This window comes from Streptomyces sp. NPDC041968, assembly GCF_055589025.1.
This window is the reverse complement of the sequence record NZ_JBVJCB010000019.1, coordinates 23,599-49,056: the sequence shown is the minus strand read 5'-3', so window position 1 is coordinate 49,056 and position 25,458 is coordinate 23,599. Positions and strand designations below refer to the sequence as shown.

The 25,458-nt window shown below is 73.7% G+C and carries 25 protein-coding genes; 9 read left to right on the top strand and 16 right to left on the bottom strand.

The features are described from left to right. Window position 1: 1 nt before the first annotated feature. On the bottom strand, window positions 2-448 hold the full coding sequence (locus ACZ6EG_RS32955; protein WP_063481504.1) for an Lrp/AsnC family transcriptional regulator: 447 nt from the start codon (window positions 446-448) through the stop codon (window positions 2-4). 121 nt (window positions 449-569) lie between these two features. Here ACZ6EG_RS32955 and ACZ6EG_RS32950 point away from each other — a divergent pair, with 121 nt between their 5' ends. The 3 genes from ACZ6EG_RS32950 (at window position 570) to ACZ6EG_RS32940 (ending at window position 2,543) form a co-directional block, all read left to right on the top strand. Next, window positions 570-1,046, top strand: a complete 477-nt coding sequence (locus ACZ6EG_RS32950) for a rhodanese-like domain-containing protein (RefSeq protein WP_469610162.1) — start codon at window positions 570-572, stop codon at window positions 1,044-1,046. 21 nt (window positions 1,047-1,067) lie between these two features. Next, window positions 1,068-1,583 carry an immunity 21 family protein gene (locus tag ACZ6EG_RS32945; protein WP_469610159.1) on the top strand — a complete coding sequence of 172 codons (516 nt, stop codon included), beginning with the start codon at window positions 1,068-1,070 and terminating at the stop codon, window positions 1,581-1,583. Window positions 1,584-1,697: 114 nt separating this feature from the next. Further along, on the top strand, window positions 1,698-2,543 hold the full coding sequence (locus ACZ6EG_RS32940) for an SDR family oxidoreductase (RefSeq protein WP_469610156.1): 846 nt from the start codon (window positions 1,698-1,700) through the stop codon (window positions 2,541-2,543). Between the two features lie 16 nt (window positions 2,544-2,559). Here ACZ6EG_RS32940 and ACZ6EG_RS32935 read toward each other — a convergent pair whose 3' ends face one another. Both ACZ6EG_RS32935 and ACZ6EG_RS32930 read right to left on the bottom strand, forming a co-directional pair. Beyond that, complete coding sequence (locus tag ACZ6EG_RS32935) at window positions 2,560-4,248, bottom strand: DUF885 domain-containing protein (RefSeq protein WP_469610153.1); 1,689 nt, start codon at window positions 4,246-4,248, stop codon at window positions 2,560-2,562. A gap of 78 nt (window positions 4,249-4,326) precedes the next feature. Then, window positions 4,327-4,818 carry an Lrp/AsnC family transcriptional regulator gene (locus ACZ6EG_RS32930; RefSeq protein ID WP_469610150.1) on the bottom strand — a complete coding sequence of 164 codons (492 nt, stop codon included), beginning with the start codon at window positions 4,816-4,818 and terminating at the stop codon, window positions 4,327-4,329. A gap of 60 nt (window positions 4,819-4,878) precedes the next feature. On the opposite strand from ACZ6EG_RS32930, the gene ACZ6EG_RS32925 reads away from it, so the two are divergent. After that, the gene (locus tag ACZ6EG_RS32925; RefSeq protein ID WP_469610147.1) at window positions 4,879-6,102 is read left to right on the top strand and encodes a trans-sulfuration enzyme family protein; all 1,224 of its coding nucleotides are present in this window, start codon (window positions 4,879-4,881) and stop codon (window positions 6,100-6,102) included. A gap of 24 nt (window positions 6,103-6,126) precedes the next feature. Here the strand turns inward: ACZ6EG_RS32925 and ACZ6EG_RS32920 are convergent, their stop codons facing one another. From ACZ6EG_RS32920 to ACZ6EG_RS32900, 5 genes are all read right to left on the bottom strand, one after another. Then, window positions 6,127-7,482, bottom strand: a complete 1,356-nt coding sequence (locus ACZ6EG_RS32920) for a GNAT family N-acetyltransferase (protein ID WP_391969429.1) — start codon at window positions 7,480-7,482, stop codon at window positions 6,127-6,129. Window positions 7,483-7,704: 222 nt separating this feature from the next. Beyond that, on the bottom strand, window positions 7,705-9,291 hold the full coding sequence (locus ACZ6EG_RS32915) for an alkaline phosphatase D family protein (protein WP_391969428.1): 1,587 nt from the start codon (window positions 9,289-9,291) through the stop codon (window positions 7,705-7,707). 234 nt (window positions 9,292-9,525) lie between these two features. Next, a complete protein-coding gene (gene pdxR, locus ACZ6EG_RS32910; RefSeq protein ID WP_391969427.1) occupies window positions 9,526-11,004 on the bottom strand; it encodes a MocR-like pyridoxine biosynthesis transcription factor PdxR in 1,479 nt (492 codons plus the stop codon). Between the two features lie 148 nt (window positions 11,005-11,152). Next, complete coding sequence (locus ACZ6EG_RS32905) at window positions 11,153-11,602, bottom strand: RNA polymerase sigma factor (protein ID WP_469610231.1); 450 nt, start codon at window positions 11,600-11,602, stop codon at window positions 11,153-11,155. Between the two features lie 244 nt (window positions 11,603-11,846). Continuing rightward, entirely contained in the window at window positions 11,847-12,725 is an 879-nt protein-coding gene (locus tag ACZ6EG_RS32900; RefSeq protein ID WP_391969426.1) for an alpha/beta fold hydrolase, read from the bottom strand. A gap of 181 nt (window positions 12,726-12,906) precedes the next feature. Between ACZ6EG_RS32900 and ACZ6EG_RS32895 the strand changes: the two genes are divergently transcribed. Both ACZ6EG_RS32895 and ACZ6EG_RS32890 read left to right on the top strand, forming a co-directional pair. Then, on the top strand, window positions 12,907-13,794 hold the full coding sequence (locus ACZ6EG_RS32895; RefSeq protein ID WP_391969425.1) for an RNA polymerase sigma-70 factor: 888 nt from the start codon (window positions 12,907-12,909) through the stop codon (window positions 13,792-13,794). Window positions 13,795-13,967: 173 nt separating this feature from the next. Beyond that, window positions 13,968-14,729, top strand: coding sequence for a GntR family transcriptional regulator (locus tag ACZ6EG_RS32890; protein ID WP_391969424.1), 762 nt, complete (start codon window positions 13,968-13,970; stop codon window positions 14,727-14,729). A 77-nt stretch (window positions 14,730-14,806) separates the two neighbouring features. Here ACZ6EG_RS32890 and ACZ6EG_RS32885 read toward each other — a convergent pair whose 3' ends face one another. The 3 genes from ACZ6EG_RS32885 to ACZ6EG_RS32875 form a co-directional block, all read right to left on the bottom strand. Further along, window positions 14,807-15,961 (bottom strand): ROK family transcriptional regulator, encoded by a 1,155-nt coding sequence (locus ACZ6EG_RS32885; protein ID WP_356606393.1) that lies wholly within the window; start codon window positions 15,959-15,961, stop codon window positions 14,807-14,809. Between the two features lie 99 nt (window positions 15,962-16,060). Beyond that, the gene (locus ACZ6EG_RS32880; RefSeq protein WP_356606395.1) at window positions 16,061-16,723 is read right to left on the bottom strand and encodes a response regulator transcription factor; all 663 of its coding nucleotides are present in this window, start codon (window positions 16,721-16,723) and stop codon (window positions 16,061-16,063) included. Window positions 16,724-16,737: 14 nt separating this feature from the next. Then, window positions 16,738-17,895: a sensor histidine kinase gene (locus tag ACZ6EG_RS32875; RefSeq protein ID WP_469610137.1), complete on the bottom strand. Its 1,158-nt coding sequence runs from the start codon at window positions 17,893-17,895 to the stop codon at window positions 16,738-16,740. A gap of 108 nt (window positions 17,896-18,003) precedes the next feature. On the opposite strand from ACZ6EG_RS32875, the gene ACZ6EG_RS32870 reads away from it, so the two are divergent. From ACZ6EG_RS32870 to ACZ6EG_RS32860, 3 genes are read left to right on the top strand one after another with little or no spacing between them, the layout of a single operon-like run. After that, window positions 18,004-18,924 carry an ABC transporter ATP-binding protein gene (locus tag ACZ6EG_RS32870; protein ID WP_391969422.1) on the top strand — a complete coding sequence of 307 codons (921 nt, stop codon included), beginning with the start codon at window positions 18,004-18,006 and terminating at the stop codon, window positions 18,922-18,924. Between the two features lie 2 nt (window positions 18,925-18,926). Beyond that, window positions 18,927-19,652, top strand: coding sequence for an ABC transporter permease (locus ACZ6EG_RS32865; protein ID WP_469610134.1), 726 nt, complete (start codon window positions 18,927-18,929; stop codon window positions 19,650-19,652). Between the two features lie 57 nt (window positions 19,653-19,709). Then, window positions 19,710-20,150: a hypothetical protein gene (locus ACZ6EG_RS32860; RefSeq protein WP_391969420.1), complete on the top strand. Its 441-nt coding sequence runs from the start codon at window positions 19,710-19,712 to the stop codon at window positions 20,148-20,150. A 7-nt stretch (window positions 20,151-20,157) separates the two neighbouring features. On the opposite strand, the gene mug is transcribed toward ACZ6EG_RS32860, so the two are convergent. The 5 genes from mug to ACZ6EG_RS32835 form a co-directional block, all read right to left on the bottom strand. Next, window positions 20,158-20,709 (bottom strand): G/U mismatch-specific DNA glycosylase, encoded by a 552-nt coding sequence (mug, locus tag ACZ6EG_RS32855; protein WP_356606917.1) that lies wholly within the window; start codon window positions 20,707-20,709, stop codon window positions 20,158-20,160. Continuing rightward, window positions 20,706-22,148, bottom strand: coding sequence for an adenylosuccinate lyase (gene purB / locus ACZ6EG_RS32850; RefSeq protein ID WP_391969419.1), 1,443 nt, complete (start codon window positions 22,146-22,148; stop codon window positions 20,706-20,708). The genes mug and purB overlap by 4 nt, the downstream gene beginning before the upstream one ends. 103 nt (window positions 22,149-22,251) lie before the next feature. Next, window positions 22,252-23,031 carry an SGNH/GDSL hydrolase family protein gene (locus ACZ6EG_RS32845; RefSeq protein WP_391969418.1) on the bottom strand — a complete coding sequence of 260 codons (780 nt, stop codon included), beginning with the start codon at window positions 23,029-23,031 and terminating at the stop codon, window positions 22,252-22,254. Window positions 23,032-23,096: 65 nt separating this feature from the next. After that, on the bottom strand, window positions 23,097-24,110 hold the full coding sequence (locus tag ACZ6EG_RS32840) for a hemolysin family protein (protein WP_356606409.1): 1,014 nt from the start codon (window positions 24,108-24,110) through the stop codon (window positions 23,097-23,099). After that, on the bottom strand, window positions 24,107-25,453 hold the full coding sequence (locus ACZ6EG_RS32835; RefSeq protein ID WP_391969417.1) for a hemolysin family protein: 1,347 nt from the start codon (window positions 25,451-25,453) through the stop codon (window positions 24,107-24,109). The genes ACZ6EG_RS32840 and ACZ6EG_RS32835 overlap by 4 nt, the downstream gene beginning before the upstream one ends. Window positions 25,454-25,458: the final 5 nt, after the last annotated feature.

Genomic DNA, 25,458 nt, shown 5'->3' with positions numbered 1-25,458 from the left:
TTCAGCGGCCCAGGGGCCGGCGGGGGAGGGGCGAGGAGTAGACGACGCTCGTGGTCACCGAGCCGAGGGCGCTGATCCGGCCCGAGACCTGCTCCAGGTGCCGCATCGAACGGGCCGCGACCTTGATCACGAAGCAGTCGTCCCCCGTGACGTGATGGGCCTCCAGGATCTCGGGCGTCACGGCCACCAGGTCGTGGAACGGCTTGTAGTTGGCGACCGGGTAGCGCAACCGCACGAACGCCAGGATCGGCAGCCCCAGCCGTTCGGGGTCCACCACCGCCGCGTACCCCTGGATCACCCCGGTCTCCTCCAGCCGGCGCACCCGCTCGGTCACCGCGCTCGCGGACATCGAGACGGCACGGGCGAGTTCGGCGAAGCTGGCCCGCCCGTTGCGCTGGAGGGCGTCGAGGATGAGCCAGTCGGTGGCGTCCGGTGAATACGTGGTCATCCCGGATGGATAGCAGGGAATCCCCGGCGGAGCAACGTGTACACCGGGGAAGTGTCCTTCTGCGGGGCGTTCGCGGACCTTAGATTTCTGGCCAGGAGATCCGACGAGGAGAGGTCCGAGCATGAGCGCCACCACCGCCAACCCCGTCCTGCGCGTCGCCCCCGCGCCGTCCGCGGAGGCCGCCGCCTACTTCCGGGCGAGCCTCGCCTTTCACACCGACGTCTCCGACGTGGCCGCCGCCCTCGCGGCCGACGGCGAACCGGGATTCGTCCTCGTGGACTGCCGCTCCACCGAGTCCTGGGACCAGGGCCACGTCCCCGGCGCCGTCCACCTGCCCACCGCGCTCGTCCCCGAGCAGGCCCCCCGGCTCCTCGACCCCGCGGTGCCGGTCGTGACGTACTGCTGGGGGCCCGGTTGCGACGGAGCGAAGCGCGCCGCCCTCGCCCTCGCCGAACTCGGCTACCGCGTCAAGGAGATGCTCGGCGGATTCGAGTACTGGGTGCGTGAGGGTTTCGCCCACAAGACGTGGCAGGGCACCGGGCGCCGCGCCGTGGACCCCCTGACCTCCCCGGTGGACGCGGCCGACTGCGGCTGCTGACGGGCGTGTAGGTTCTGCCGCATGGTGCGATACGCGGAGCCGGGCGCGGTGGAGTGGGTCGAGTCGGGCGGCGGTCCGCTGATAGCGGTCCCGGAGACGGTCCTGCCGTTCTGGACGGGTGCCGACGGCGAGGAGACGGCCTCCGACTACGACCGGGCCTGCGAGGTCGACGGCCACGTCGGGCTCCTCCCGGTCGGCGACGCCACGGCCCTGGTGCTGGGCGAGGAGCCCGCCTCCACCGCGTATCTGCCCGAACACGGTGCCTTCGTCCGCTGGTGCGCCGCGGACTCCGAGGCCGAGGTCCTGGCCGGGGTGCCCGCCGCCCTGGACGTCGCCGAGTGGAACGCCGAGGTGTCCTGGCGGGTGTCCGGCCCCGTGCTGCTGTTCGACGCTGCGTGGCCCGGCGCCGACTGCGAGCGCGCCGACCACGTGCGGGTCGCCCTGGAACCGGGCCGCTACGCGGTACGCGCGGCCGAGGTGCGCCCCGGCCCCGAGACCTGGCTGAACGTCGTGCAACTGCGGCGGCTCGACGGGTAGTCGACGCGGGTGGTCGATGGTGGAGTCGACCGATGACCTCCCCGGAGGGCCGCCCGCGCCGGCGGAGCGAAATCGGCGTGCGGGCCGGTGGCGGACCGCCCATCATGGTTGCCCATGCCACGAATTCCCCAGCCGACCCCCGAAGAACTGCGCCGCGACCCCCTGCCCCTGCGCGGCCGGACCGCCCTCGTCACCGGAGCCAGCCGACGCCGCGGCATCGGTCACGCCGTGGCCCGGCGGCTCGCCGCGTACGGAGCAAGCGTCTACCTGCACCACCACGTCCCGCACGACGCCGCCATGCCCTGGGGCGCCGACCGGCCCGAGGAGGTGGTCGCCTCCGTACGTGCCGCACTCGGCGACCCGGACGCCGCCGTCGTCGCCGGCCCCGGCGACCTCTCCGACCCCGAGGCGCCGGGCGAACTCCTCGCCGCCGCCGCCGGGGCGCTCGGCGGGAGGCTGGACATCCTGGTCGCCAACCACGCGCTCAGCGGCTCCGACGGCACCCTCGACACCATCGACGCCGCCATGCTCGACGCGCACTGGCGGGTCGACACCCGCTCGGTGCTGCTGCTCGTCCAGGCCTTCGCCCGGCTGCGCGCCGAACTGCCGCCCCGCACGCCCGGCGGACGCGTCGTGCTGATGACCTCCGGCCAGGACATCGCGGGCGGCATGCCCGGCGAGATCGCCTACGCCCTGCAGAAGGGCGCCCTAGCCTCCGTCACACGCTCCCTGTCGACGGCGCTCGCCGAGCAAGCCGTCACCGTGAACGCCGTCAACCCGGGCCCCGTGGACACCGGCTACATGACCGGCGAGGACTACGAGGCCATCGCCGCGCTCTTCCCCGCCGGACGGTGGGGCATGCCCGACGACCCGGCCCGCCTCGTCGCGTGGCTCGCCACGGACGAGGCGGAGTGGGTGACCGGTCAGGTCATCGACTCGGAGGGCGGCTTCCGGCGGTGAGCCGGTGCCGGCGTGCTCAGAGCCGGGACAGCTCGTCCACCAGGTCGTCCAGCCCCAGCGAGCCCTGGGAGAGGGCGGCCATGTGCCAGGCCTTGAGGTCGAAGGAGGCACCGTGCCGCGCGCGCGCCTTCTCCCGGCCCAGCAGCCACGCCCGCTCACCGAGCTTGTAGCCGATCGCCTGGCCCGGGATCGTCAGGTACCGGGTCAGCTCGCTCTCCACGAAGTCCGCCGGGCGGCTGCTGTGCGCGCCGAAGAACTCCTGGGCCAGCTCCGGCGTCCAGCGCTCGCCCGGGTGGAACGGCGAGTCGGCCGGGATCTCCAGCTCCAGGTGCATGCCGATGTCCACGATGACCCGGGCGGCCCGCATCATCTGCGCGTCCAGGTAGCCGAGGCGCTGCTCGGCGTCCGTGAGGAAGCCCAGCTCGTCCATCAGCCGCTCCGCGTACAGCGCCCAGCCCTCGGCGTTGGCGCTGACCATGCCGACCGAGGCCTGGTAGCGCGAGAGGTCCTCGGCGACGTGCGCCCACTGGGCGAGCTGGAGGTGATGGCCGGGGACGCCCTCGTGGTACCAGGTGGAGACCAGGTCGTAGACGGGGAAGCGGGTCAGGCCCATCGTCGGCAGCCAGGTGCGGCCGGGGCGCGAGAAGTCCTCCGACGGAGGCGTGTAGTAGGGGGCCGCGGCGCTGCCCGGCGGGGCGATGTGCGACTCCACCTTCCGCACCCGCTCGGCGAGTTCGAAGTGGGTGCCGTCCAGCGACTCGATCGCCTCGTCCATCAGGCCCTGGAGCCACGCGCGGACCTCGTCGACGCCCTCGATGTGCCTGCCGTGCTCGTCCAGGTGCGCCAGCGCCACCCAGGGCGTCTCGGCGCCCGGCAGGATCTTCTCCGCCTCCTGCTTCATCTCGGCGAGCAGCCGGTGGTACTCGGCCCAGCCGTACGCGTACGCCTCGTCCAGGTCCAGGTCGGTGCCGTTGTAGTAGCGCGACCAGCGTGCGTAGCGCTCGCGGCCGACCGTGTCCGGGGCCCCCTCGATCGCCGGCGCGTACACCTCGCGCATCCAGTCCCGCAGCCGGACCACGGCCGCCGTCGCGGCTCCGGCCGCCTCGTCCAGTTCCGCGCGCAGCGCCTCGGGACCGGCGGACGCGAAGTCCTCGAACCAGCCGCGGCCCTCCCCCGTGTCGGCCCACTCGCCGAGCTGGTCGACGAAGGTGGCGGTCGGCCGCGGCGAGGCGTACAGCTTGCGCTCCAGGCCCAGCGACAGGGACTCGCGGTAGCCCGCGAGCGTCGCGGGCACCGCGCGCAGCCGCTCGGCGATCCGGGCCCAGTCCTCGTCCGTCCCCGTCGGCGTCACCGTGAAGACCTCGCGCACCCCGTGCACGGCGGTGCCCAGGTTGCCGACCGAGCGCAGGCCCTCCTCCGCCTCGTGCACGGCGAGTTCGGCGGTGAGGCGCTCGCGCAGCAGCCGGGCGCAGCGCCGCTCCACGTCGCTGTCCCCGCCGGGCCGGCGCTCCGCCTCGTCCAGCCGGGCGAGCGTGGTCCGCGCCAGCTCCGCGAGAGCTTCCTGCCCCGCGGGCGAGAGATCGGGCAGACGACGGGAACTCTCCTGCACGCCGAGGTACGTACCGGTGACCGGGTCGAGGGCGATGAGGTCGTCGACGTAGGCGTCGGCGACCTCGCGGGGCAGCGGGCTCTTGGTCTCTGACATGCGGACATCCTCGTACGGATACCGGTGCCGCGTCAGCCCGCTCCGGCAGGCCCGGTGGCGCGGGCGGCCGGATTTCGCTCAGGGCGTGGCCGGGGGCGCGGAGGGCGGCAGCAGGGGGCCGCACTCCCACTGCTGGAAGATCAGCCGCGTCTCGACCCGGGCCACTTCCCGGCGGGACGTGAACTCGTCCAGGACCAGCCGCTGGAGATCCGACATGTCGGCGACCGCGACATGGACCAGGTAGTCGTCGGGACCGGTGAGATGGAAGACGGTGCGCGACTCCGGAAGGGCCCTGATCCGGTCCACGAACGGGCCCACCAGCTCCCGCCGGTGCGGGCGCACCTGCACCGACAGCAGCGCCTGGAGCCCGCGCCCCAGCTTCGCCGGGTCCAGTTCGAGCCGGTGGCCGAGGATCACTCCGGCCCGCCGCAGCCTGACCACCCGGTCCAGGCAGGTCGACGGGGCCACGCCGACCTGGGCGGCGAGGTCGCGGTAGGTGGTCCGGGCGTCGTTCTGCAGCAGCCGCAGCAGCTGGAGATCAACCGGATCCAGTACGACGGACTCGGTCATGTGCCGAACGTAGCACGGTCACCGGCCCGGCAGGCCCGTTCGGTGTTCACCCTTGCGCCCATGGACTCCGCGCGCACGCCCACGTCATCACCCCACGACGTACGCACCGCCCCGCACCCGGGCAGGGCACTGGCCACCGAGGCGGTGCACGCCGGCCGCGACGACCTCGCGGGCCGGGGACTGCACGCCCCGCCCATCGACCTGTCCACGACCTACCCGTCGTACGACAGCCGCGGTGAGGCGGCCCGCATCGACGCGTTCGCCACCACCGGCGCCGACCCGCAGGGCCCGCCGGTCTACGGCCGTCTCGGCAACCCCACCGTCGCCCGTTTCGAGACGGCGCTGGCCCGGCTGGAGGGCACCGAGGCCGCCGTCGCCTTCGCCAGCGGGATGGCCGCGCTGACCGCGGTCCTGCTGGTCCGCGCCTCGATGGGACTGCGGCACGTCGTGGCCGTACGGCCCCTGTACGGCTGCAGCGACCACCTGCTGACCGCCGGCCTGCTGGGGTCGGAGGTCACCTGGACCGACCCGGCGGGCATCGCCGACGCGCTGCGTCCGGACACCGGTCTGGTGCTCGTGGAGTCGCCCGCCAATCCCACCCTGGCCGAGGTGGACCTGCGGGCCGTCGCCCACGCCTGTGGCTCGGTGCCACTGCTCGTGGACAACACCTTCGCCACGCCCGTCCTGCAGCGCCCCGCCGAGCAGGGCGCCCGGCTGGTGCTGCACAGCGCCACCAAGTACCTCGGCGGGCACGGGGACGTGCTGGCCGGTGTCGTGGCCTGCGACGAGGAGTTCGCCGGCCGGCTGCGGCAGGTGCGGTTCGCCACGGGGGGCGTTCTGCACCCGCTGGCCGGATACCTCCTGCTGCGCGGGCTGTCCACCCTGCCCGTGCGGGTACGGGCCGCCTCCGCCAACGCCGCCGTCCTGGTCGAGCGGCTTGCCGCCGACCCGCGCGTGACCCGCGTCCACTACCCGCGGATCGGCGGCGCGATGGTCTCCTTCGAGATCCACGGCGACCCGCACGAGGTCATCGCCCGGGTCCGTCTGATCACCCCGGCGGTGAGCCTCGGCAGCGTCGACACGCTGATCCAGCACCCGGCGTCCATCAGCCACCGCATCGTCGACGCCGACGACCGCCGGGACGCCGGGGTGGGGGACCGGCTGCTGCGACTGTCGGTCGGCCTGGAGGACGTGGACGACCTGTGGGCCGACCTGGACCACGCGCTGGGGGAGCGGGTGGCCGAGGCGATCCCGCCGCGGGAGGCGCTGGCACGGGCCGAGTGACCACGGGGGCGCGCCTTTGCCCGCTCACTCCCGGCCGATCCGCTCCCCGTGGGGCAGCCGCGCCGCCGCCCGGGCCGCGGCGTCCAGGCGGGCCGTGACGACGAGGGTCCCCTCCTCGATCTGGTAGTCGAGGGGGAGGCCCAGGCCCCGCATGGCGGCGACCATGCCGGTGTTGGACGCCTGCGTCACGGCGTACACGCTCTCGCAGCCGGTCTCCGCGGCCATCGCCACGAGCCGGCGGAGCAGCTCACCGCCGATGCCCCTGCGCTGCCACGCGTCCTCCACGAGCAGCGCGACCTCCGTCTCGTCCCCGTCCCACAGCAGGTGTCCCAGCGCGACGATCCGCCCCGAGGCGGTCTGCACGGCGAGCGTCCGGCCGAAGCGCGGGCTGAGCAGGTGGGTCAGATACCGGTCGGCGTCACCGACCGGCCCGTGGTACCGCATCCCGACGGTCGTGGCCGAGCACCGCTCGTGCATCGCCTTCGCCGCCGCCAGGTCACGCGGGTGGGCGCGGCGGACCGTGATGTCGCTCCCCTCGGGCAGCGTCAGTACGTCCCGGCCGCGCGGGACCCGCGGACCGAGCCGGGCGTCCAGCTCCACCAGTGCCCGGGCCCGGGCGAACTCGGCGGGCGTGAACGGCAGGTACGGCCGCTCCACGCTGATCGTCCCGCCCTCCGGCGCGCGCAGCCGCAGCACGGTGTCCTCCAGTACGCCTTCCGGTGGCACCTCCTCCGAAGGGCGTCCCCCGAGCGGCGCGGGCAGCGACCGGATGGTGCAGCGGCCCAGCAACTGCCGTAGCGCGAGCGGGAGTTCCGCGGTGTCCAGGGCGGTGCGGGTGGCCAGCCCCAGTATCCGGGCCGGCGCGTCCACCAGGTCGTGCGCGTCCGCCCGTTCGGTCCAGGTCCCGGTTCCGCCGGCCGCCGACACCAGGCCGGACAGCTCCGTGCCGGTCAGCTCGCCCGGGGCGCGGAGCAGGAACTCGTCCACCGTGCCGTCGGCCAGCGGGTGCGTCTGCAGGCTGAGGATGTCGATCCGCCGGCCGGCGAGGGCCGCGCACAACCGGGCCAGCGATCCGGGGGCGTCCCGCACCGTCGTCCGCATCCGCCACAACGCGCTGTCCGTGGCCCGGGCCCCGGAGCCGCCGTCGGGGGCGGACGTGGTCCCGGTCTCCGGCGACCCGGCCGGCCGTGCCGCGGACGGCCGCCGGGCGCCGGTATCGTCCGGCGGCGGGGCGTGCCCGTGGCGCCTTGACCGCCAGGTGCGGACGCCCGCCGTGGCGGCCAGGGCCGCCACCGAGGCCACGAGCAGGGCGGGCACCCCGGGGCCGTTCTCCATCAGGGGCGCGGCGGTCGTCGTCAGGTCGGACAGGTAGCGACTCATGCAGCCACTGTGGAGGAGGGGTGTTGCGTGATCGCGAACGCCCCGTGACAGACGGGTAAAGAGTGCCTCTGGGGCATTTGTTGCACTTTTTACGACGAGGGCGGAGACGCGGCTTTCCCCCGTCTCGGACGGCAACTCCGGGCCGCGCACCGGGGGATGACGCCGATGCGCGGCACACCCGACAGGCTACGGGACCTACGGGACCTACGGGAGCCAGGGGACCTACTGGCCGACCCGGCCCGGCCGGAGCACCTTCGTGAACAGCACCGTGCCGTCCTGCTCGCGCAGCCGGACCGTCATCTCGGCGGTGTCACCGTCGATGTCGACCTCGCCGAAGAACTGGTAGCCGCCCGCGGGCGAGACGTTCGACGCGGTCGGCGCCTTCACGAAGACCCGCTCGGGGCCGAAGGTGCCGTCGAGGGCGCTGGCCGGGAAGGCACCCGCGTTGAGCGGCCCGGACACGAACTCCCAGAACGGCTCGAAGTCGTTGAACGCGGCCCGTGAGGGCTGGTAGTGCTGCGCCGACGTGTGGTGCACGTCGGCCGTCAGCCACACGGTGCCGGTGATCCGCCGGTGCTTGACGAACCGGAGCAGTTCGGCGATCTGCAGCTCACGGCCCAGCGGCGCGCCCGGGTCGCCCTGCGCCACGGCCTCGACGTTCGCGCCGCCCTCGGAGGTGTCGGGGACGACCAGGCCGATCGGCATGTCGGCGGCGATCACCTTCCACACCGCCCGCGAGCGGGACAGCTCCCGCTTGAGCCACTCCAACTGCTCGCGGCCCAGGATGCCCTGCGGGTCGACGCTCTGGTCGCCGGGGGAGTTGGCGTTGCGGTAGGTCCGCATGTCCAGCACGAAAACGTCGAGCAGCGGCCCCTGGCGCAGCACCCGGTGCACGCGTCCCTCCCGGGCGCCGGGGCGGAGAGTGGAGATCGGGAAGTACTCACCGAACGCGCGCCGGGCCCGGGCGGCCAGCACGTCGACGCTCTTCTCGGTGTAGCGGGCGTCCGTGTCCGCGATCACCTGTCCCGGGTACCAGTTGTTGCGGACCTCGTGGTCGTCCCACTGGATGACCGAGGGGACCCGGGCGTTGAAGCGCCGCAGGTTCTCGTCGAGCAGGTTGTAGCGGAAGTTGCCGCGGAACTCCGCGAGGGTCTCGGCGACCTTCGACTTCTCCTCGGTGGTGACGTTCCGCCAGGTACCGCCGTCGGGCAGCGCGGCCGTCCCGGCGATGGGGCCGTCGGCGTAGATGGTGTCGCCGCTGCACAGGAAGAAGTCCGGGTCCAGGGCGCCCATCGCGTCGAAGATGCGGTAGCCGCCGAGGTCGGGGTTGATGCCCCAGCCCTGGCCGGCCAGGTCGCCGGACCACACGAACCGCGTTCCCCCGCGCCGGCGCACCGGCACCGTGCGGAAGGTGCCGGGGACCGGCTCGCCGGTGCGGCGCGGGTCGTCCGGGTCGGCGAGGAGCACGCGGTAGTGGATCTGCTCGCCGGGCGGCAGACCGGTCAGGCTGGTCGTGCCGGTGAAGTCGGTGCCGGCCCCGAGCAGCGGGCCGCGCCATCTGCGCGGGTTGCGGAACGACTCGGTCGCGGACGTCTCGACGATCATCCGGGCCGGCCGGTCGGACCGTACCCACACCAGACCGGAGTGGGAGGTCACGTCCCCGGTCTGCACGCCCCACCCCGCACCCGGCCGGCCGGAACGGGCGAACGCCGGCGCGGACCCGAGGGCCGTGGGCAGGGTGAGGGCCGCGGACGCGGCGAGGGAGCCGCGCAGCACGCTGCGGCGACCGGGCGACGGGCGGTGGGACATGGATACGCCTCCAGGGACGGGAACCGGCCGGCGCTGCGGCCGGGGTGTGCAGAGCCAGACCTACTGGTGCGGCGCGGCGGCCACGGAAATTCCGGGTGAACAGGCGCCCGCCCCCACGGGGTCATCCGGCCGTGCCGCGCGCGGTACTCGTCCGGGGGGCGTCCCGCTCCCGCGTCGTACGGCACTCGCCCGAGGAACGCTCCGCTCCCGCCCCGCACGGGGACGCGGCACGTCTCATACGGCCCGCGCCATCCGTTCCACCCCCGCCCGGACGCGCCCCGGCGTCAGGTGCGCGTACCCCAGCACCAGCCGCACCCCCTTCTCCGCCGCCTCCTCGCCACCCGCCCCGTGTCCGTACTCCGTCAGCGCACGCACCGCGATTCCGGCCTCCCTCGCCCGTGCGAGGAAGCGCTCCTCGGGTCCGTGGCGCTCGGGGAGCGCGGCGATGGCGTGCAGGCCGGCGGCGATGCCGGAGACCCGCGAGCCGGGGAAGTGCTCGCCCAGCGCGGCGACCAGGGTGTCGCGCCGCTCGCGGTAGGCGCGCTGGCACGACCGCAGTTGACGGTCGTAGTCGCCGCGTTCCACGAAGCGCGCGAAGACGGCCTGGTCGAGGGCCGGATGTCCGAGGTCGGTGGTGCGTTTGCGCTGGACGGCGTCCTCCGCGAGCCACTCGGGAACCAGCAGCCAGCCCAGCCGCAGCCCCGGCGCGAGGGACTTGCTGACCGAGCCCGTGTAGGCGACGCGTTCGGGGTCGAGCCCCTGGAGGGCGCCCACGGGAGCGCGGTCGTAGCGGAAGTCACCGTCGTAGTCGTCCTCCACGACGAGGCCGTCCACGGACCGCGCCCAGTCCAGCAGTTCGGCGCGCCGCCTCGCGGAGTAGGCGATCCCGGTCGGGAACTGGTGGGCCGGAGTCGTCACGATGCAGCGCACGCCCGAGGCGCGCAGCGGGCCGACGGCGATCCCCTCGTCGTCCAGGGGCAGCGGCACGGTGCGCACACCCGCCGACGCGTACAGGGCGTCGTGCTGGGGGCTGCCGGGGTCCTCGACGCCGGCGGTACGCGTCCCGCGCGCCCGCAGCACGCTCGCGAGCAGGGCCGTCGCCTGCGCCACCCCGGAGACGACCATGATCCGTTCCGGATCGGCCACCACGCCCCGGCGCCGCGAGAGCAGTTCGGCCAGCGCGGTCCGCAGCCGCGGCAGCCCGCGCGGGTCGGGGTAACCGAGGCTCTCGTGCGGCAGCTCCGCCAGCACGCCCCGCTGTGCGGCGGCCCAGGCCGCGCGGGGGAAGAGCGACAGATCCGGTGTCCCCGGCACGAAGTCGGTGTGGTCGCCCGGCGCGCGCGGGGCGAGGTCCCGCGCACGAGGGCGGGCGGCCCGTACGGCGTCGCCCACCCAGGTCCCCGCGCCGCGCCCGCTGCGCAGGTAGCCCTCGGCGGTGAGTTGCTCGTACGCCTCGGTCACCAGTCCGCGCGACACCCCGAGGTCGGCCGCGAGGTCCCGGCTCGACGGCAGACGGGTGCCGGGCGAGAGCCGTCCCGAGCGGACCGCGTCCCGCAACGCGGCCTGGAGCGCGCGGCCGCGCGCCCGCGCCGGCGCCGAGGCGGCGGGCAGCAGCAACTCCCATGCGGCGGTCCCGGTCGTGCCACCGGCCCCTGTCGTGCTGCCGTGGATGCAACCCGGTCGGCCGCCCGGGCCGGTCGGCGCTGGCGTCATGAAAGCAGTCCCCCCGAGATTCATCCGCGCCCGATCACCCTCACCCTACGAGGGGTTGGGCCCGTCGACACCGGATACCGCCGCCCCGAGGGCCGCCGGGTCGACCGGGCCGAGCGGGGCGCCGATGTGCCGGATGTGCTGACGAATGTTATCGGGGGCATTCTTCCAAGGCCTTCGTGCACGCTTTTCTCAATCGTGCACGCCCCCTGGTGAAGGCGGCCTCTGCCGCCTTCAGTGAAATATTGTGCAGACGGGCGAATTCCGCAGTGGATATGCCCTTGGTGCGGGCGAGTATGATTTCCTGCTCCCGCCCCCGAAGATGCCGGACCTGGCCGAGCAGCCATCTGCCGAAGTCCTCGTCGCAGACGTCCTCCTCACCCGGGCCGGGGGTGTCGACGAACGCCGCACGGTGGAGGAGTCTGCCGCGACGTTCCAGGTCACGGTGGAAGTCGATGCAGAGGCGGAGCGCCACGGAGGTCAGAAAGGCACCGAGTCGATTCCGGTCCAGCGTGGCGTGGGCAGCAGTGCGGGCCATGGTCTCCTGAACGCAGTCCTCGGCGTCCTGAAGGCTCGGCAGTCTTCGCCGAACCAACCGCATGAGGCGTTCGCGATGCTGGAGGATTTCCTCCCAGGGGCATTCAGCGGGCGATGGGAGGATGGAATGGTGCGCCATGTCGGATTGCGGCCCGTCGTCTCTCGGTGAAGCAGGGGAAACCGAGGCCGACTTTCCCGTGGTCGGCCAGGGCCCTTTCCTACCCGAGCGTTTGGAGCGACAAACCGGAATGCCGGTCCCCGCCGGAGGGGACATCGCCTCGGACGGCCGCGGCCGGCATGCGGACGCGCTACGAGGCGACCGCGCGGAGCGAGGTGCTCACGGTCCCGGCCGACCGGCTGCGGCTGCCGTCCAGCAGGACGCGGGCGACCAGTGCCGGGTCGTCGTTCATCGGTACGTGACCGCAGCCGGGCAGGCGCACCAGCCGGGCCCGCGGGATGACCCGCTTGGCGCGGACGCCCTGCCGGGGCAGCAGCAACCGGTCCCGGGTGCCCCACGCCACGGTGACGGGGAGGCCGGGGACGTCGTCGGAAAAGAGCACGGTGCGCCCCGCCCGGAGCGTCTCGGCGAAGCCTTCGGCGCGGGCGAGGGCGAGCGTCTCGGCGACCACGGCCTCGGGGGAGCGGCGCGCCGGACGGGCGTAGATCGTGCTGGTCAGGGCGGTGCGGCCGGCCGCAGTGCGGGACAGCCGCTCGACGAGGGGGAGCGGCAGGGCGCGAGCGGTCCGGCGCATGCCCGTGAGCACGCCGAAGGCGTAGCGCCGCTCGGTCTGCGTCCAGAAGCCGGCCGGGGAGAGGGTCGTCACCGACCGCACCAGGTTCTCCCGGCCGAGTTCCAGGGCCAGCAGACCGCCCAGGGAGTTGCCCGCCACGTGCGGCCGGTCCAGGCCCAGCGCCGCGCAGAACGCGCCGAGCACCGCGGTCGTCGTCGGCAGGTCGTGCGGGAGCCCTTGCCGCAGCGCGGAGGACTGCCCGAATCCCGGCAGGTCCACGGCGATCACGTCGCGCTCGGTCGCGAGGATGTCGACCACCGGGTCCCAGGCCTGCCGGTGGTGGCCTATGCCGTGCAGCAGGAGCAGCGGCTCACCGGCGCCCGCGCGCGTGTAGGACAGGGTGATGTCCTGGGGGCCGTGCTCGGTGGGGGCCGTGAAGGAGAGCGTTGCGGACATGGGACTCCTTGTCGGGAATACGCGTCTGCGGGACGGCGTGGGCGATGACGGCGTTGCGTAGACAGACTGTCAGTAGTGGCTACCGACGGGTAGCCCCCGGGCGCCGCCCCTTCGCCCGGACCCTCCCGGAGGCGGGCGATCCCGCCTGGACAGGGCGAGGCGCGTCCGCTGGGATGGAGCGGTGACCGCCGACACCGCCACCGACGTCTTCGAAGCGCACCGCCCCGTCCTCCTGGGGGTCGCCTACCGCATGCTGGGTCGACTGGCCGACGCCGAGGACGTGGTCCAGGAGGCCTGGCTGCGCTGGTCCGGTGCCGACCGGTCCGGCGTCCGCGAGCCGCGCGGCTACCTGGTGCGGATCACCACCCGGGTCGCCATCGACCGGTTGCGGCAGATCAAGTCGCGGGGCGAGACGTACGTCGGACCGTGGCTGCCCGAGCCCTGCGTCACCGACTTCGGGGACGTCGTCGCGGACACCGAGGAGCGGGCCGTGCTCGCCGACTCCGTGTCCCTCGCCGTCCTCGTGGTCCTGGAGTCGCTGTCGCCGCTGGAGCGGGCGGTGTTCGTCCTGAGGGAGGCGTTCGGCTACCCGTACGCCGAGATCGCCGCCATGCTGGAGCGCGGTGAGGCGGCCGTGCGCCAGCTGGCCGGGCGGGCCCGCAGGCACGTGGACGAACGGCGGCCCCGCTACGAGGTCGACCCCGCGCAGCGCCGGGACCTCACCGAGCGCTTCCTCGCCGCGGCGACCGAGGGCGATCTCGACGGGCTGATGGCGCTGCTCGCGCCGGACGTGCGGCTGGTGGGCGACAGCGGCGGCAAGGCCAGAGTGCCGCTGCGCGTCGTGGAGACCTCCGGCAAGGTGGCCCGCTTCCTGCTCGGGGCCGCGCACAAGGGAGTCCCGGACGTCTCGTTCCACTTCCTGGAACTCAACGGAGGCCCGGCGCTGCTGGTGCTGTCCGGCAGCGAACCCGACTCCGTCTTCCAACTGGACGTGGCGGACGGCCGCATCCAGTCGGTCTACATCATCCGTAACCCCGACAAACTGCGCTCCCTGGCCGCCCTCGGCTAGCCGCCCCTGCCCCGCCCGAGCCCCCGCCCCGCGGCGGGGGCTCCGCCGCCCTGTTCACCGGATTGGTCTTGACCAAGGGTGTGGGCCGTTTTATGGTCGCAGAGAACTGCAACAACCTTTAATAAACAAGGGCGTCAAAACGCCGCCGGACCACGGCGATTGCGGAGGACAGGGTGGGGACCACGCAGTTGGAACCGGTACCGGAGCCGAAGTACTGGCATCTCAGGAACCTGCTCGGCCGGGCCCTGGACACGGAGTTCTCGGTGGGCGAGGTACTGCCCAACGAGCGCGACCTCGCCGCCCGCTTCGGCGTCGCCCGCGCCACCCTCCGTCAGGCCCTGGAGCAACTCGAACTGGAGGGCAGGCTTCAGCGTCGACGCGGCGTCGGCACGACCGTCGCCCCGCCGCGCGTCGGCGTGGCCGTCGGCACCCGGCGGCACGACTGGCCCGGAGCGCCCGACGACGTCTGGCAGCCCGCCGACTGCGTCCTCGCCGCACCGCCCGCGGCCGTCGCCGACGCCCTGGGCACCGGACGGGACGAGCCGGTGCACACCGTGCGCCGTTCCCGCGGGACGCACGGCCTGCCCGTAGCGGCCGAGCTGCTCTACATCGCGCCGTCCTCGGTGCCCGACCTCACCGCCATCGACGCGCCCTCCGGCGCCGCACGCGCCCGTGCCGTGCTGCGCGAGTTGCAGCGCGGCGAACTGGAGGGGCAGGAGAGCGCCGTGGAGCTGGGATCGGCCGGCGCCGACGACGCCAAGGAGCTGGACCGGCTGCCGGGAGCGCCCGTCCTCGTGGTCACCACCCGCTATCTCGCCGAGGGCCGCACCGCCGCGCTCTCCGTCGCCACCTACCGCGCGGACACCTGCCGGCTGACGTTCGGGGACTCCGGCGACGTCGAGATACACCACGGCCCGCAGACCCGGGCCTCCTGACGGCGGTCCGGGTCGGCCCGCCGACGATCGGGCCCGGCCCGGCCGGTGCCCTCGCCGGTGGGCCGGCCCGCACCGGGTCAGCGGCGGGCCGTCGCGCCCTCCACGGCGAACAGCTGCTCCTCCACGTGGTCGAGCGCCAGCCGCAGCGAACCCGTGGCCACGGCGGCCTCTCCGAGGAGCGAGAGGGCCACCTTCGGCGGGCGCAGACAGTAACGTGCCAGCTCCTGCCGCAGCGGCTCCAGCACGCCGTCGAGGCCGGCCGCCCAGCCGCCGATGACGACGAGTTCGGGATCGAGCGCCAGTACCAGCGCCGCCACGTCGTGCACCAGCCGCTGGAGGAAACGCTCGACGGCCGCGCGCGCCCGTGCGTCGCCCCCACGCGCCTCGGCGAACACCTTCGCGACCGCCTGCTCGTCCAGCGGATGCAGCGGCTGGTCCGTCGTGGACAGCAGCGTCTCCGGTGTCACCCCCCGGCCCAGCAGGTGCAGCGCGCCGATCTCACCGGCCGCCCCGCCGTACCCCCGGTGCAGCCGCCCGCCGATCAGCGCCCCGGCCCCCGGACTGAGCCCGGCCAGGACGAACACGACATCGTCGGACTCGGTGGCGGCGCCCTTCCAGTGCTCGGCGACGGCCGCCGCGTTCGCGTCGTTCTCGACCAGCACCGGACACTTGAAGGAACGGCTCAGCCGCTCGCCCAGGCGCAGCCCCGTCCACTCGGGCAGCGCGGTGCTCAGCCGCACCGTGCCGTCCGCCTCGACGATGCCCGGCGTGGCGGCGCCCACGGCCCGCAGCGAACCACGGGCGACCCCGGCCCGGCGCAACAGCTCGGCGACCGCCGTGCGCAGCCGCTCCAGCCGCTCGTCCGCCGAAGCGGTCTCGTCGACGTCCTTGGCCTGCGCGCCGATCACCCGGCCGTCCAGACCGGACAGGAGCGCGGCGACGCGGTGCGGACCGATCTCCAGACCGAGCAGGTGCCCGGCCTCCGCCCGGAACCGGAAGCGCCGGGCCGGCCGGCCCTGCCGCCGGGCCGTGCCCTCGTCGGCGGCCGCCTCGACGACCAGACCGGTCTCGATCAGCCCCTCGACGACACCCTCGACGGTCGGCCGGGACAGCCCCGTCACCCGGGTGATCTCGGTCAGCGTCGCGCAGTCCGTGGCACGCAACGCGTGCAGCACCACAGCGGAGTTGATCCTCCGCAGCAGCGACGGATCCCCGCCGGTCAGCCCTCCCAACGTCCGTCCTCCCAGCTTGTGCGCGTGTTGGCCGGATCGTACTCGGCCCGGTCCACCCCGGCGAGTGCCGGTCCGTGAGGTCACCACGGGCGGGTTTCCTCAGCCGGGCGCGACGAACCCCGACTCGTACGCCGTGATCACCGCCTGGGTGCGGTCCCGCGCACCCAGCTTGGCCAGAACCGCGCTCACGTGCGACTTCACCGTCTCCGTGCCGACGACCAGCCGGGCGGCGATCTCCGCGTTCGACAACCCGCGGGCCATCAGCCGCAGCACCTCGCCCTCCCGCTCGGTGAGCTGAGCCCGCGTCAGCTCCGCGCGGGCCGCGCGGTTACCGCCGCCGTCGCCGTACTCGGCGGCGAGCTGCCGCACCGAGGCCGGGAACAGCAGCGACTCGCCCTCGGCGATCAGTCGTACCGCGTGCACGATCTCGGCGGGCCGGGCCCGCTTCAGCAGGAACCCGTCGGCGCCGGCGCGCAGTGCCTCGTACACGTACTCGTCGTTCTCGAAGGTCGTCACCACGAGGATCTTCGGCGGGTCGGCCACCGTCCGCAGCAGCGCGCGGGTGGCCTCGATGCCGTCCAGCAGCGGCATCCGGACGTCCATGGCCACCACGTCCGGCCGCACCTGCCGCACCAGCGGGATGACCGCCGCCCCGTCGGCCGCCTCCCCGACCACCTCGATGTCCGGCTGCGCCTCCAGCACGGCCCGCAGACCCGCGCGTACGAGGGGTTCGTCGTCGACGAGGAGCACTCTGACCGGCATTCGTCCAGCGTAGATCAGCCCGCCGGCAGCTCGACCCGCACCCGCCAGTCGCCGGCGCCGTCCGGCCCCGTGTGCGCGTGCCCGCCGAGCAGCGCGGCACGCTCGCGGATGCCGCGCAGACCGCTGCCGCGTCCGGGGTCGGCTCTCCCGTCCAGCAGCGCGTTGCACACCTCCAGGGTGAGCGCACCGTCCGCCACCGCGACGCGGACCCGCGCCGGCACCGTCCCCGCGTGCCGCAGCACGTTGGTCAGCGCCTCCTGGAGGATGCGGTAACCCTCCCGGGAGACGGGACCCGGCAGGGTCTCCACCGGCCCCGTGACCTCGGCGTCGACCGTCGCCCCGGAGGCGCGGGCGGACTCCAGCAGACGGTCGGCGTCGGCGAGCGTCGGTCTGGCGCTCAGGGGCCGCTCCGTCTCCCGCAGCACGCCGAGCACCCGCTCCAGATCCTCCAGCGCGGCCCGGCCGGTCTCCTCGATCGCGGTCAGGGCCCGGTCGGTGAACTCGGGACTGTTCGCCGTGCGGGCGGCCCCGGCCTGAACGACGGCGACGGTCAGGGCGTGCCCGATGGAGTCGTGCAGCTCGCGGGCTATGCGGGTGCGCTCCAGGAGCTGTTCGGTGCGTTCCTCGAGGGCGGCCAGGCGCTCGGCGGCCGAGGGGCCGAGGAACGTGCGGGCGCCCGCTGTCGCCAGGGCGCCGAGGCCGAGCACGGCGCCGTACAGTCCGAGCAGAGGGAGCGGCGCGAGGAGCGCGTACGCCCAGTGCGTCGCGGCATCGCGCAGGACCGGTATGTCGTCGATCCGGTACCCCAGGGCGAGCCGGACCAGTTCGACGCTGACGATGGGCAGCCAGACGCAGGCCCCCGTGGTCAGCACGCCCAGCAGCATGCGCAGTTCCAGCCACACCACGGTGCGCATCCGGTCCCGCCAGGTCGCCGAGGGCGCGACCGAGAAGGCGGAGTCCTCGGGGCCGGGCGTGAGAAGCAGCCGGGCCTGCACGCCCTCACCGGTCCGCACCGCCGGAATGAAGCCGATCGGGACCAGCACCGCCGCGGGCACCCACAGTGTGGTGTCGTCGATGAGCGCCCACACGCTCACCACGAGCATGGGCACCCACAGGTGCAGCAGCCGTGTGTACGTCGTCCCTCGGATCAGCGGGCGCAGAAAGCGGACCATTCCGTCATCCTGTCAGCGGCCACTGACAGCACACCTCCCCCGCACGGGGGAGGCGGTCTCCGCGTGCGGGGGAGGACCCGCCCCCGCACGGACCGTCACGCTGTAGCCATGACCAGCATCGACGTCCAGAACCTCACCAAGGAGTACGGCACCCGACGAGCCGTCGACGACCTCACCTTCACCGTCCGCCCCGGCCGCGTCACCGGCTTCCTCGGCCCCAACGGCGCCGGGAAGTCGACCACGATGCGCCTGGTCCTCGGACTCGACCGGCCGACCTCCGGCACCGCGACCGTCGGCGGACGCCCCTACGCCACCCTCGACGAGCCGCTGCGGCACGTGGGCGCCCTGCTCGACGCGGACGCCGCCCACGGCTCCCGCACCGGTCGGGACCACCTGCGCGTCCTCGCGGCGAGCAACCGCCTTCCCGCGCGCCGGGTCGACGAGGTGCTGGAGGAGACCGGCATCGCCTCGGTGGCGCGCCGCCGGGTGAAGACGTACTCCCTGGGGATGCGCCAGCGGCTCGGCATCGCCGCCGCGCTGCTGGGCGACCCCGAGGTGGTGATGCTGGACGAGCCCTCGAACGGTCTGGACCCGGAAGGCATCATCTGGATCCGCGAGCTGTTGCGCCGCCTCGCGGCCGAGGGGCGCACGGTCCTGGTCTCCAGTCACCTGATGAACGAGACCGCGTCCTTCGCCGACCACCTGGTCGTCCTCGGGCGGGGCCGACTGCTCGCCGACACCCCGATGCGGGAGTTCATCGACGCGCGTGTGCAGCCCAGCGTCCGTGTCCGGACCTCGGACGCCACCGCGCTCAAGGCGGCTCTCGCCCGGCACGGGCACGAGGCGGTGGAAGACCACGACGGGTACTGGACCGTGCCGCACGCACGCGTGGACGACATCGGCCGCGCCATGTCCGGTGCCGGCGTCCCGATCCTCGAACTGAGCCCGGCGGAAGGCACCTTGGAACAGGCCTACCTCGACCTGACGGCCACCGAGACCGAGTTCACCGCACAGCCCCAGGAGGCCTGACCATGCACTTCGCACCCGTACTCCGCTCCGAGGCGCTCAAGGTACTCACCCTGCGCTCACTGTGCGGCGCGCTGCTGGCCGTGTTCGCGGTCACCACCGCCTTCTCCGCGCTGGCCGGGGTCTCCGAGACCTCCGATCCGGACTTCGACCCGCTGTTCATGGCCCTGTCCGGCGTCATGCCCGGCCAGATCGCCGCCGTCGCCTTCGGCGCCTTGGTCGTCTCCTCCGAGTACCAGGGCAACGGGATCCGGCTCTCCCTTGCGGCGGTGCCGCGGCGCGGGCGGTGGTTCGCGGCGAAGCTCGGCGTCGTCGCCGTACCGGTCCTCGTGGTGGGGCTGCTCACCGCGTTCGCCGCCCTCGTGGCGGCCCGGGCGGGACTCGGCCCCGCGGCGGACGGGCTCACCCCGGGCGAGCAGGCGCGCGGAGTGGTGGGCTGCGGCATCTACCTCATGCTGATGGCCCTGCTCGCGGCCGGCCTCACCGCCCTGTTCCGCAGCGGCGTGGCCACCCTGTCCACCCTGATCCCGTTCCTCCTCGTCGTCTCCTTCGTGATCGGGGACGTCGCGGGCGGTGCCACTGACTTCCTGCCGGACAAGGCCGGTCAAGTCGTCCTGTACCAGACGCACGACGGGATTCTGGGCCCCTGGGCGGGACTCGTGGTGACGGCGCTGTGGACCGCGGCGGCCCTCCTCGCGGGAGCCTGGCGGCTGCGCGGCCGGGACGCCTGACGACGCCCGCGACTGACGCTCCGCCAATTGTCAGTGGTGGCCGGTTTACTGGACGGCATGGACATCGCCCGGCACATCGCCCTCGTCGACGAGTTGTGCTTCCGGCCCTTCCCGGCGGAGCACGGCCCGTCGGACGGGGGCGCCGCGGGGCCCGGCCACTTCACGGCGGTGCTGGAGAGCAGCCACGGCCTGCCCGACGGCGACCCGGCGGAGCGGGCGGTGGCGGTGGAGCAGTACGAGAAGGTCCGGGACGCGCTGTACGAGCGCCTGAGCATCCGCTGGGGGGAGACGGACCCCTGGAATCTGCTGACGGTCCTGCTGCGGAGCGACCGGGAGGAGATACCCGAGCCGTGGGCCGGCCTGAGCGCCCGCGCGCGCGTGGCGTACCTCTGGGAGGCGGAGGGCACCGGCCGCTGGGTCGCGGTCGCCGTCGCCGACCGGGACGAGACGGACGAGGTGCGGTTGCTGGCCGTCGTCACGCAGGAGGCACCCCCGTGACCCCGGACTACTCCTCCGCCTCCGCCGCGACCCGCAGCCGCGCGAACTCCTCCGCCATCGTCTGCGCCGTCCAGTGCGCGTTGAGCCCGCTGGGGTTGGGCAGCACCCACACCCGGGTGTCCCCGAAGGTCCTGGCCTGCGGGCCCACCTGCGCCTTGCGGTCGTCGAACGCCGCGCGGTACGCGGTCACTCCGACGACGGCCAGCCAGCGCGGCCGCAACCGCGCCACCTTCAGCGCCAGCAGCCGACCGCCCTCGCGGTACTCCTCGGCCGTCAGTTCGTCAGCCCGCGCGCTGGCCCGCGCGACGACGTTCGTGATGCCGAGCCCGTAGGACGGCAGCTCGCCCTGCTCCGACGGCTTCAGCAGCCGGGGTGTGAACCCGGACAGATGCAGCACCGGCCAGAAGCGGTTCCCGGGGCGGGCGAAGTGGTGGCCCGTGACCGCCGTCATCAGACCGGGGTTGATCCCGCAGAACAGCACGCGGAGGCCGTCCGCGACGACGTCCGGTACGAGACGGTCGCGGGCGGCCTCCAGCTCGGCCCGGGTGAAGCGCGTCAGAGGATCGCTCCGGGGGTGTAGGCCGCGGCGGCCGGGTGCTGCTTGACGATCTCCTCGATGCGGCCGACGACGACACCGACCTGGTCGGCCGCGGCGCCGGTGAAGGAGAGCTTGTCGGCCATCAGCGCGTCCAGCGCGGCGCGGTCCAGCGGGATGCGCTCGTCGGCGGCCAGCTTGTCGAGCAGCTCGTTGCGCTCCGCGCCCTGCTCACGCATGGCCAGGGCGGAGGCGACGGCGTTCTCCTTGATCGCCTCGTGCGCGACCTCGCGGCCGACACCGGCCCGCACCGCGCCCATCAGGACCTTGGTGGTGGCCAGGAAGGGCAGGTAGCGGTCCAGCTCCCGGGCGACGACGGCCGGGAAGGCACCGAACTCGTCGAGCACGGTCAGGAAGGTCTCCAGCAGTCCGTCCAGCGCGAAGAACGCGTCGGGGAGCGCCACCCGGCGCACCACCGAGCAGGACACGTCGCCCTCGTTCCACTGGTCGCCGGCCAGCTCGCCGGTCATCGAGGCGTAGCCGCGCAGGATCACCATCAGGCCGTTGACGCGCTCGCAGGAGCGGGTGTTCATCTTGTGCGGCATCGCCGAGGAGCCGACCTGGCCGGGCTTGAAACCCTCGGTGACCAGCTCGTGCCCGGCCATCAGCCGCACGGTCTTCGCCAGCGAGGAGGGCGCCGCGGCCAGCTGGACCAGCGCGGTGACGACCTCGTAGTCCAGCGAACGCGGGTAGACCTGGCCGACCGAGGTGAAGGCCTGGGAGAAACCGAGGTGCGTCGCGATCCGCTGTTCCAGCTCCGCGAGCTTGCCCGCGTCGCCGCCGAGCAGGTCCAGCATGTCCTGGGCGGTGCCGACCGGGCCCTTGATGCCGCGCAGCGGGTAGCGGCCGAGCAGCTCCTCCACCCGGCCGTACGCCACGAGCAGCTCGTCGGCGGCGGTGGCGAAGCGCTTGCCCAGCGTCGTGGCCTGCGCGGCGACGTTGTGGGAGCGACCGGCCATGACCAGCTCGGCGTACTCGCCGGACAGCTTGCCCAGCCGGGCCAGGACGGCCACCGAGCGGTCGCGGATCAGCTCCAGCGAGAGCCGGATCTGGAGCTGCTCGACGTTCTCCGTCAGGTCGCGGGAGGTCATGCCCTTGTGCACGTGCTCGTGCCCGGCGAGGTCGTTGAACTCCTCGATCCGCGCCTTCACGTCGTGCCGCGTGACCTTCTCGCGCTCGGCGATCGAGGCGAGGTCCACCTGGTCGAGGACGCGTTCGTAGTCGGCGAGCGCGGCGTCCGGCACCTCGATGCCGAGGTCCTTCTGGGCCCGCAGCACGGCGAGCCAGAGCTGTCGCTCGAGCTTCACCTTCTGCTCGGGCGACCAGAGCGTGGCGAGCTCGGCGGAGGCGTAGCGTCCGGCGAGGACGTTCGGGATGCGGGGCTTGGCGGGAGCGGAAGTCACGTGTACGGATTCTACTGGCGATTCGTGCAGGCCAGCGCCGCGGGGTTGTTCGTCGGAAGCTACGAAGGCCGTCCGGGCGGGCCTGGCGCGGGCCGGCGCGGGGTCACGCCAGGTCCTCGTAGGGCAGCAGCTCCGGGCGCTTGGCCGGCAGGCCGTCGCCGGAGGACCGGCCGGTCAGCCTGCGGCCTATCCAGGGCAGCAGGTGCTGCCGGGCGAACCGTACGTCCGCCGTCCGCCGCATGATCCAGCCCGGTGGCGGCGTCTTGGGTACCGGCGCGTGCCAGTCGGGGTCCTCCGGCTCGTAGCCGAGGGACTGCCACACCGCCTCCGCCACCCGGCGGTGCCCGTCGGCGGTCAGGTGGAGCCGGTCCACGTCCCACAGCCGCGGGTCGGCCAGCGACCGGGCCCCGTACAGGTCGACGACGACGGCGTCGTGCTCCGCGGCCAGGTCGTCGATGATCGCGAACAGCGCCTCCATGCGCGGCCGGAACCGGTCCAGCACCGGCCCCTGCCGGCCCGGGCTGCGCATCAGCACCAGCTGCTTGCAGTGCGGGGCAAGCCCTTCCACGGCCTGCGTCAGCAGGTCCCGCACCCGGGCCATGTCGCACTTGGGACGCAGGGTGTCGTTGAGCCCGCCGACCAGCGTGATCACGTCGGCGCCCATGGCCGCCGCGACGTCGACCTGCTCGTCGACGATCTGTCCGATCAGCTTCCCGCGCACCGCGAGGTTCGCGTACCGGAAACCGGGGGAGCGGGCGGCCATCCGCGCCGCGAGGATGTCGGCCCAGCCCCGGTAGGAGCCGTCGGGCAGCAGGTCCGACATGCCCTCGGTGAAGGAGTCGCCGACGGCGACGAGGCTGGTGTGGGTGGGATGCGTCTGCATGGCGACAGAAATGGTAGCCCCCGCACATACCCGCCGGTCGGTCGCCTCCGCCTTTCGGCTTCCGTTCAGGTCCGCTGCCCGAACAGTTCGCGCAGCACGTCCTCCATGGTCACCAACCCGGCCAGCCGTCCGTCGGACCCGAGCACCGCCGCCAGGTGCGTGCGGCTGCGCCGCATGGCGGTGAGCACGTCGTCCAGCGGCGTGCTCTCCCGCACCCGTGCGATGGGCCGCATGTCCGGCAGCCGGAAGGGCAGGTCCCGCGGCGAGGCGTCCAGGGCGTCCTTCACGTGCAGGTAGCCGACGATCCGCCGCCCGTCGTCCACCACCGGGAACCGGGAGAAGCCGGACCGGGCCGACAGCCGCTCCAACTGCTCCGGGGTGATGCCCACGCGCGCGTGGACGACCTTCTCCAGGGGCAGCACCACGTCCCGGACCGGCCGCCGGCCCAGTTCCAGAGCGTCGTGCAGCCGCTCCTGGGCCCGGTCGTCGATCAGCCCGGCCTCACTGGCGTCCTTCACGATCTCGGCCAGTTCCGCGTCCGTGAAGGTCGCCGACACCTCGTCCTTGGCCTCGACCCTGAGCAGTTTGAGCAGGGCGTTCGCGAAGGCGTTGACGGTGAAGATCACCGGACGCAGTGCCCGGGACAGCGCCACCAGGGGCGGCCCGAGCAGCAGCGCGCTGCGCACCGGTTCGGCCAGGGCGATGTTCTTGGGCACCATCTCACCGAGCAGCATGTGCAGGTACGTCGCCAGCGACAGGGCGATCGCGAAGGAGACCGCGTGCCCCACGCCCGACGGCAGGCCCACGGCGTGGAACAGCGGCTCCAGCAGGTGCGCGATCGCCGGTTCCGCGACGACGCCGAGGACCAGCGTGCACAGGGTGATGCCGAGCTGGGCCGCCGCCATCAGCGCCGACACGTGCTCCAGCCCCCACAGCACGCTCTTCGCCCGCCGGTCGCCCTCCTCGGCGTAGGGCTCCACCTGGCTGCGCCGCACCGAGATCAACGCGAACTCGGCGCCCACGAAGAACGCGTTGACGACGAGCGTCGCCAGACCGATCAGCAGTTGTACGGCGGTCACCGTCCGGCCTCCCCGTCCTCGCCGGTCGCGCGTGCCGCGTCGAGCGGCGCGTGCAGCAGCACCCGGGCGGCCCGGCGTCCCGTGGCGTCCACGACCTCCAGTCCCCAGCCGGCGACCTCCACCGTGTCCCCCACGGCGGGGATGCGTCCCAGCTCGGCCGCGACCAGCCCGGCGACCGTCTCGTACGGCCCGTCGGGCACCCGGAGCCCCAGACGCGCGAGCCGGTCCACGCGTGCCGCGCCCTCCGCCCAGTACAGGGCGTGGCCCCGCTCGTCGGTACCGGCCGGGTCCAGTTCGGGCGTCTCGTGCGGATCGTGCTCGTCCCGCACCTCGCCGACGACCTCCTCGACGATGTCCTCCAGCGTGGCCACGCCCGCGGTCCCGCCGTACTCGTCGATCACCACGGCCATCGTGCGCCGGCCCGAGAGCCGGTCCAGCAACCGGTCGACCGTCAGCGACTCGGGGACGAGCAGCGGCTCGCGCATGAGGTCGGCGACCGGGATGGCGGGCCGCTGCTCGGCGGGCACGGCGAGGACGTCCTTGACGTGGGCGGTCCCCACCACGGCGTCCAGGGTCTCCCGGTAGACGGGGAACCGGGACAGCCCCGTCGCCCGCGTCGCGTTCGCCACGTCCTCGCAGGTCGCGCGGGAGTCGAGGGCGATGACCTGCACGCGAGGGGTCATCACGTTCCCCGCCGTGAGGTCGGCCAGGTTCAGGGTGCGGACGAACAACTCGGCCGTGTCCGCCTCCAGGGCCCCCGCCTTGGCCGAGTGCCGGGCGAGCGCCGCCAGCTCCTGGGGGCCGCGTGCGGACGCCAGCTCCTCGGCGGGCTCCACGCCGAAGCGGCGGACGATCCGGTTGGCGGTGTTGTTCAGATGCGTGATGAAGGGCCGGAAGGCCGCGCTGAACCAGCGCTGCGGGCCCCCCACCCGCCGGGCGACGGCCAGCGGTGAGGAGATCGCCCAGTTCTTCGGCACCAGCTCACCGACGATCATCAGGACGATCGTCGACAGGGCGGTGCCCAGCACCAGCGCCAGCGACGAGGCCGCCGAACCCGACATGCCCGCGCTCTCCAGCGGACCGGAGATCAGCGCGGCCACGGAGGGCTCGGCGAGCATGCCCACCACGAGGTTGGTGACGGTGATGCCGAGCTGGGCCCCGGAGAGCTGGAAGGTCAGGCTCCGGACGGCCTTCAGCGCGCTCGCGGCACCCCGCTCCCCGCGCGCCGCGGCCCGCTCCAGTTCGCCGCGCTCGACCGTGGTCAGCGAGAACTCCGCCGCGACGAAGGCGCCGCAGGCCAGCGAGAGCAGGATCGCCACCAGCAGCAGGAGCACTTCGGTCATCGGGT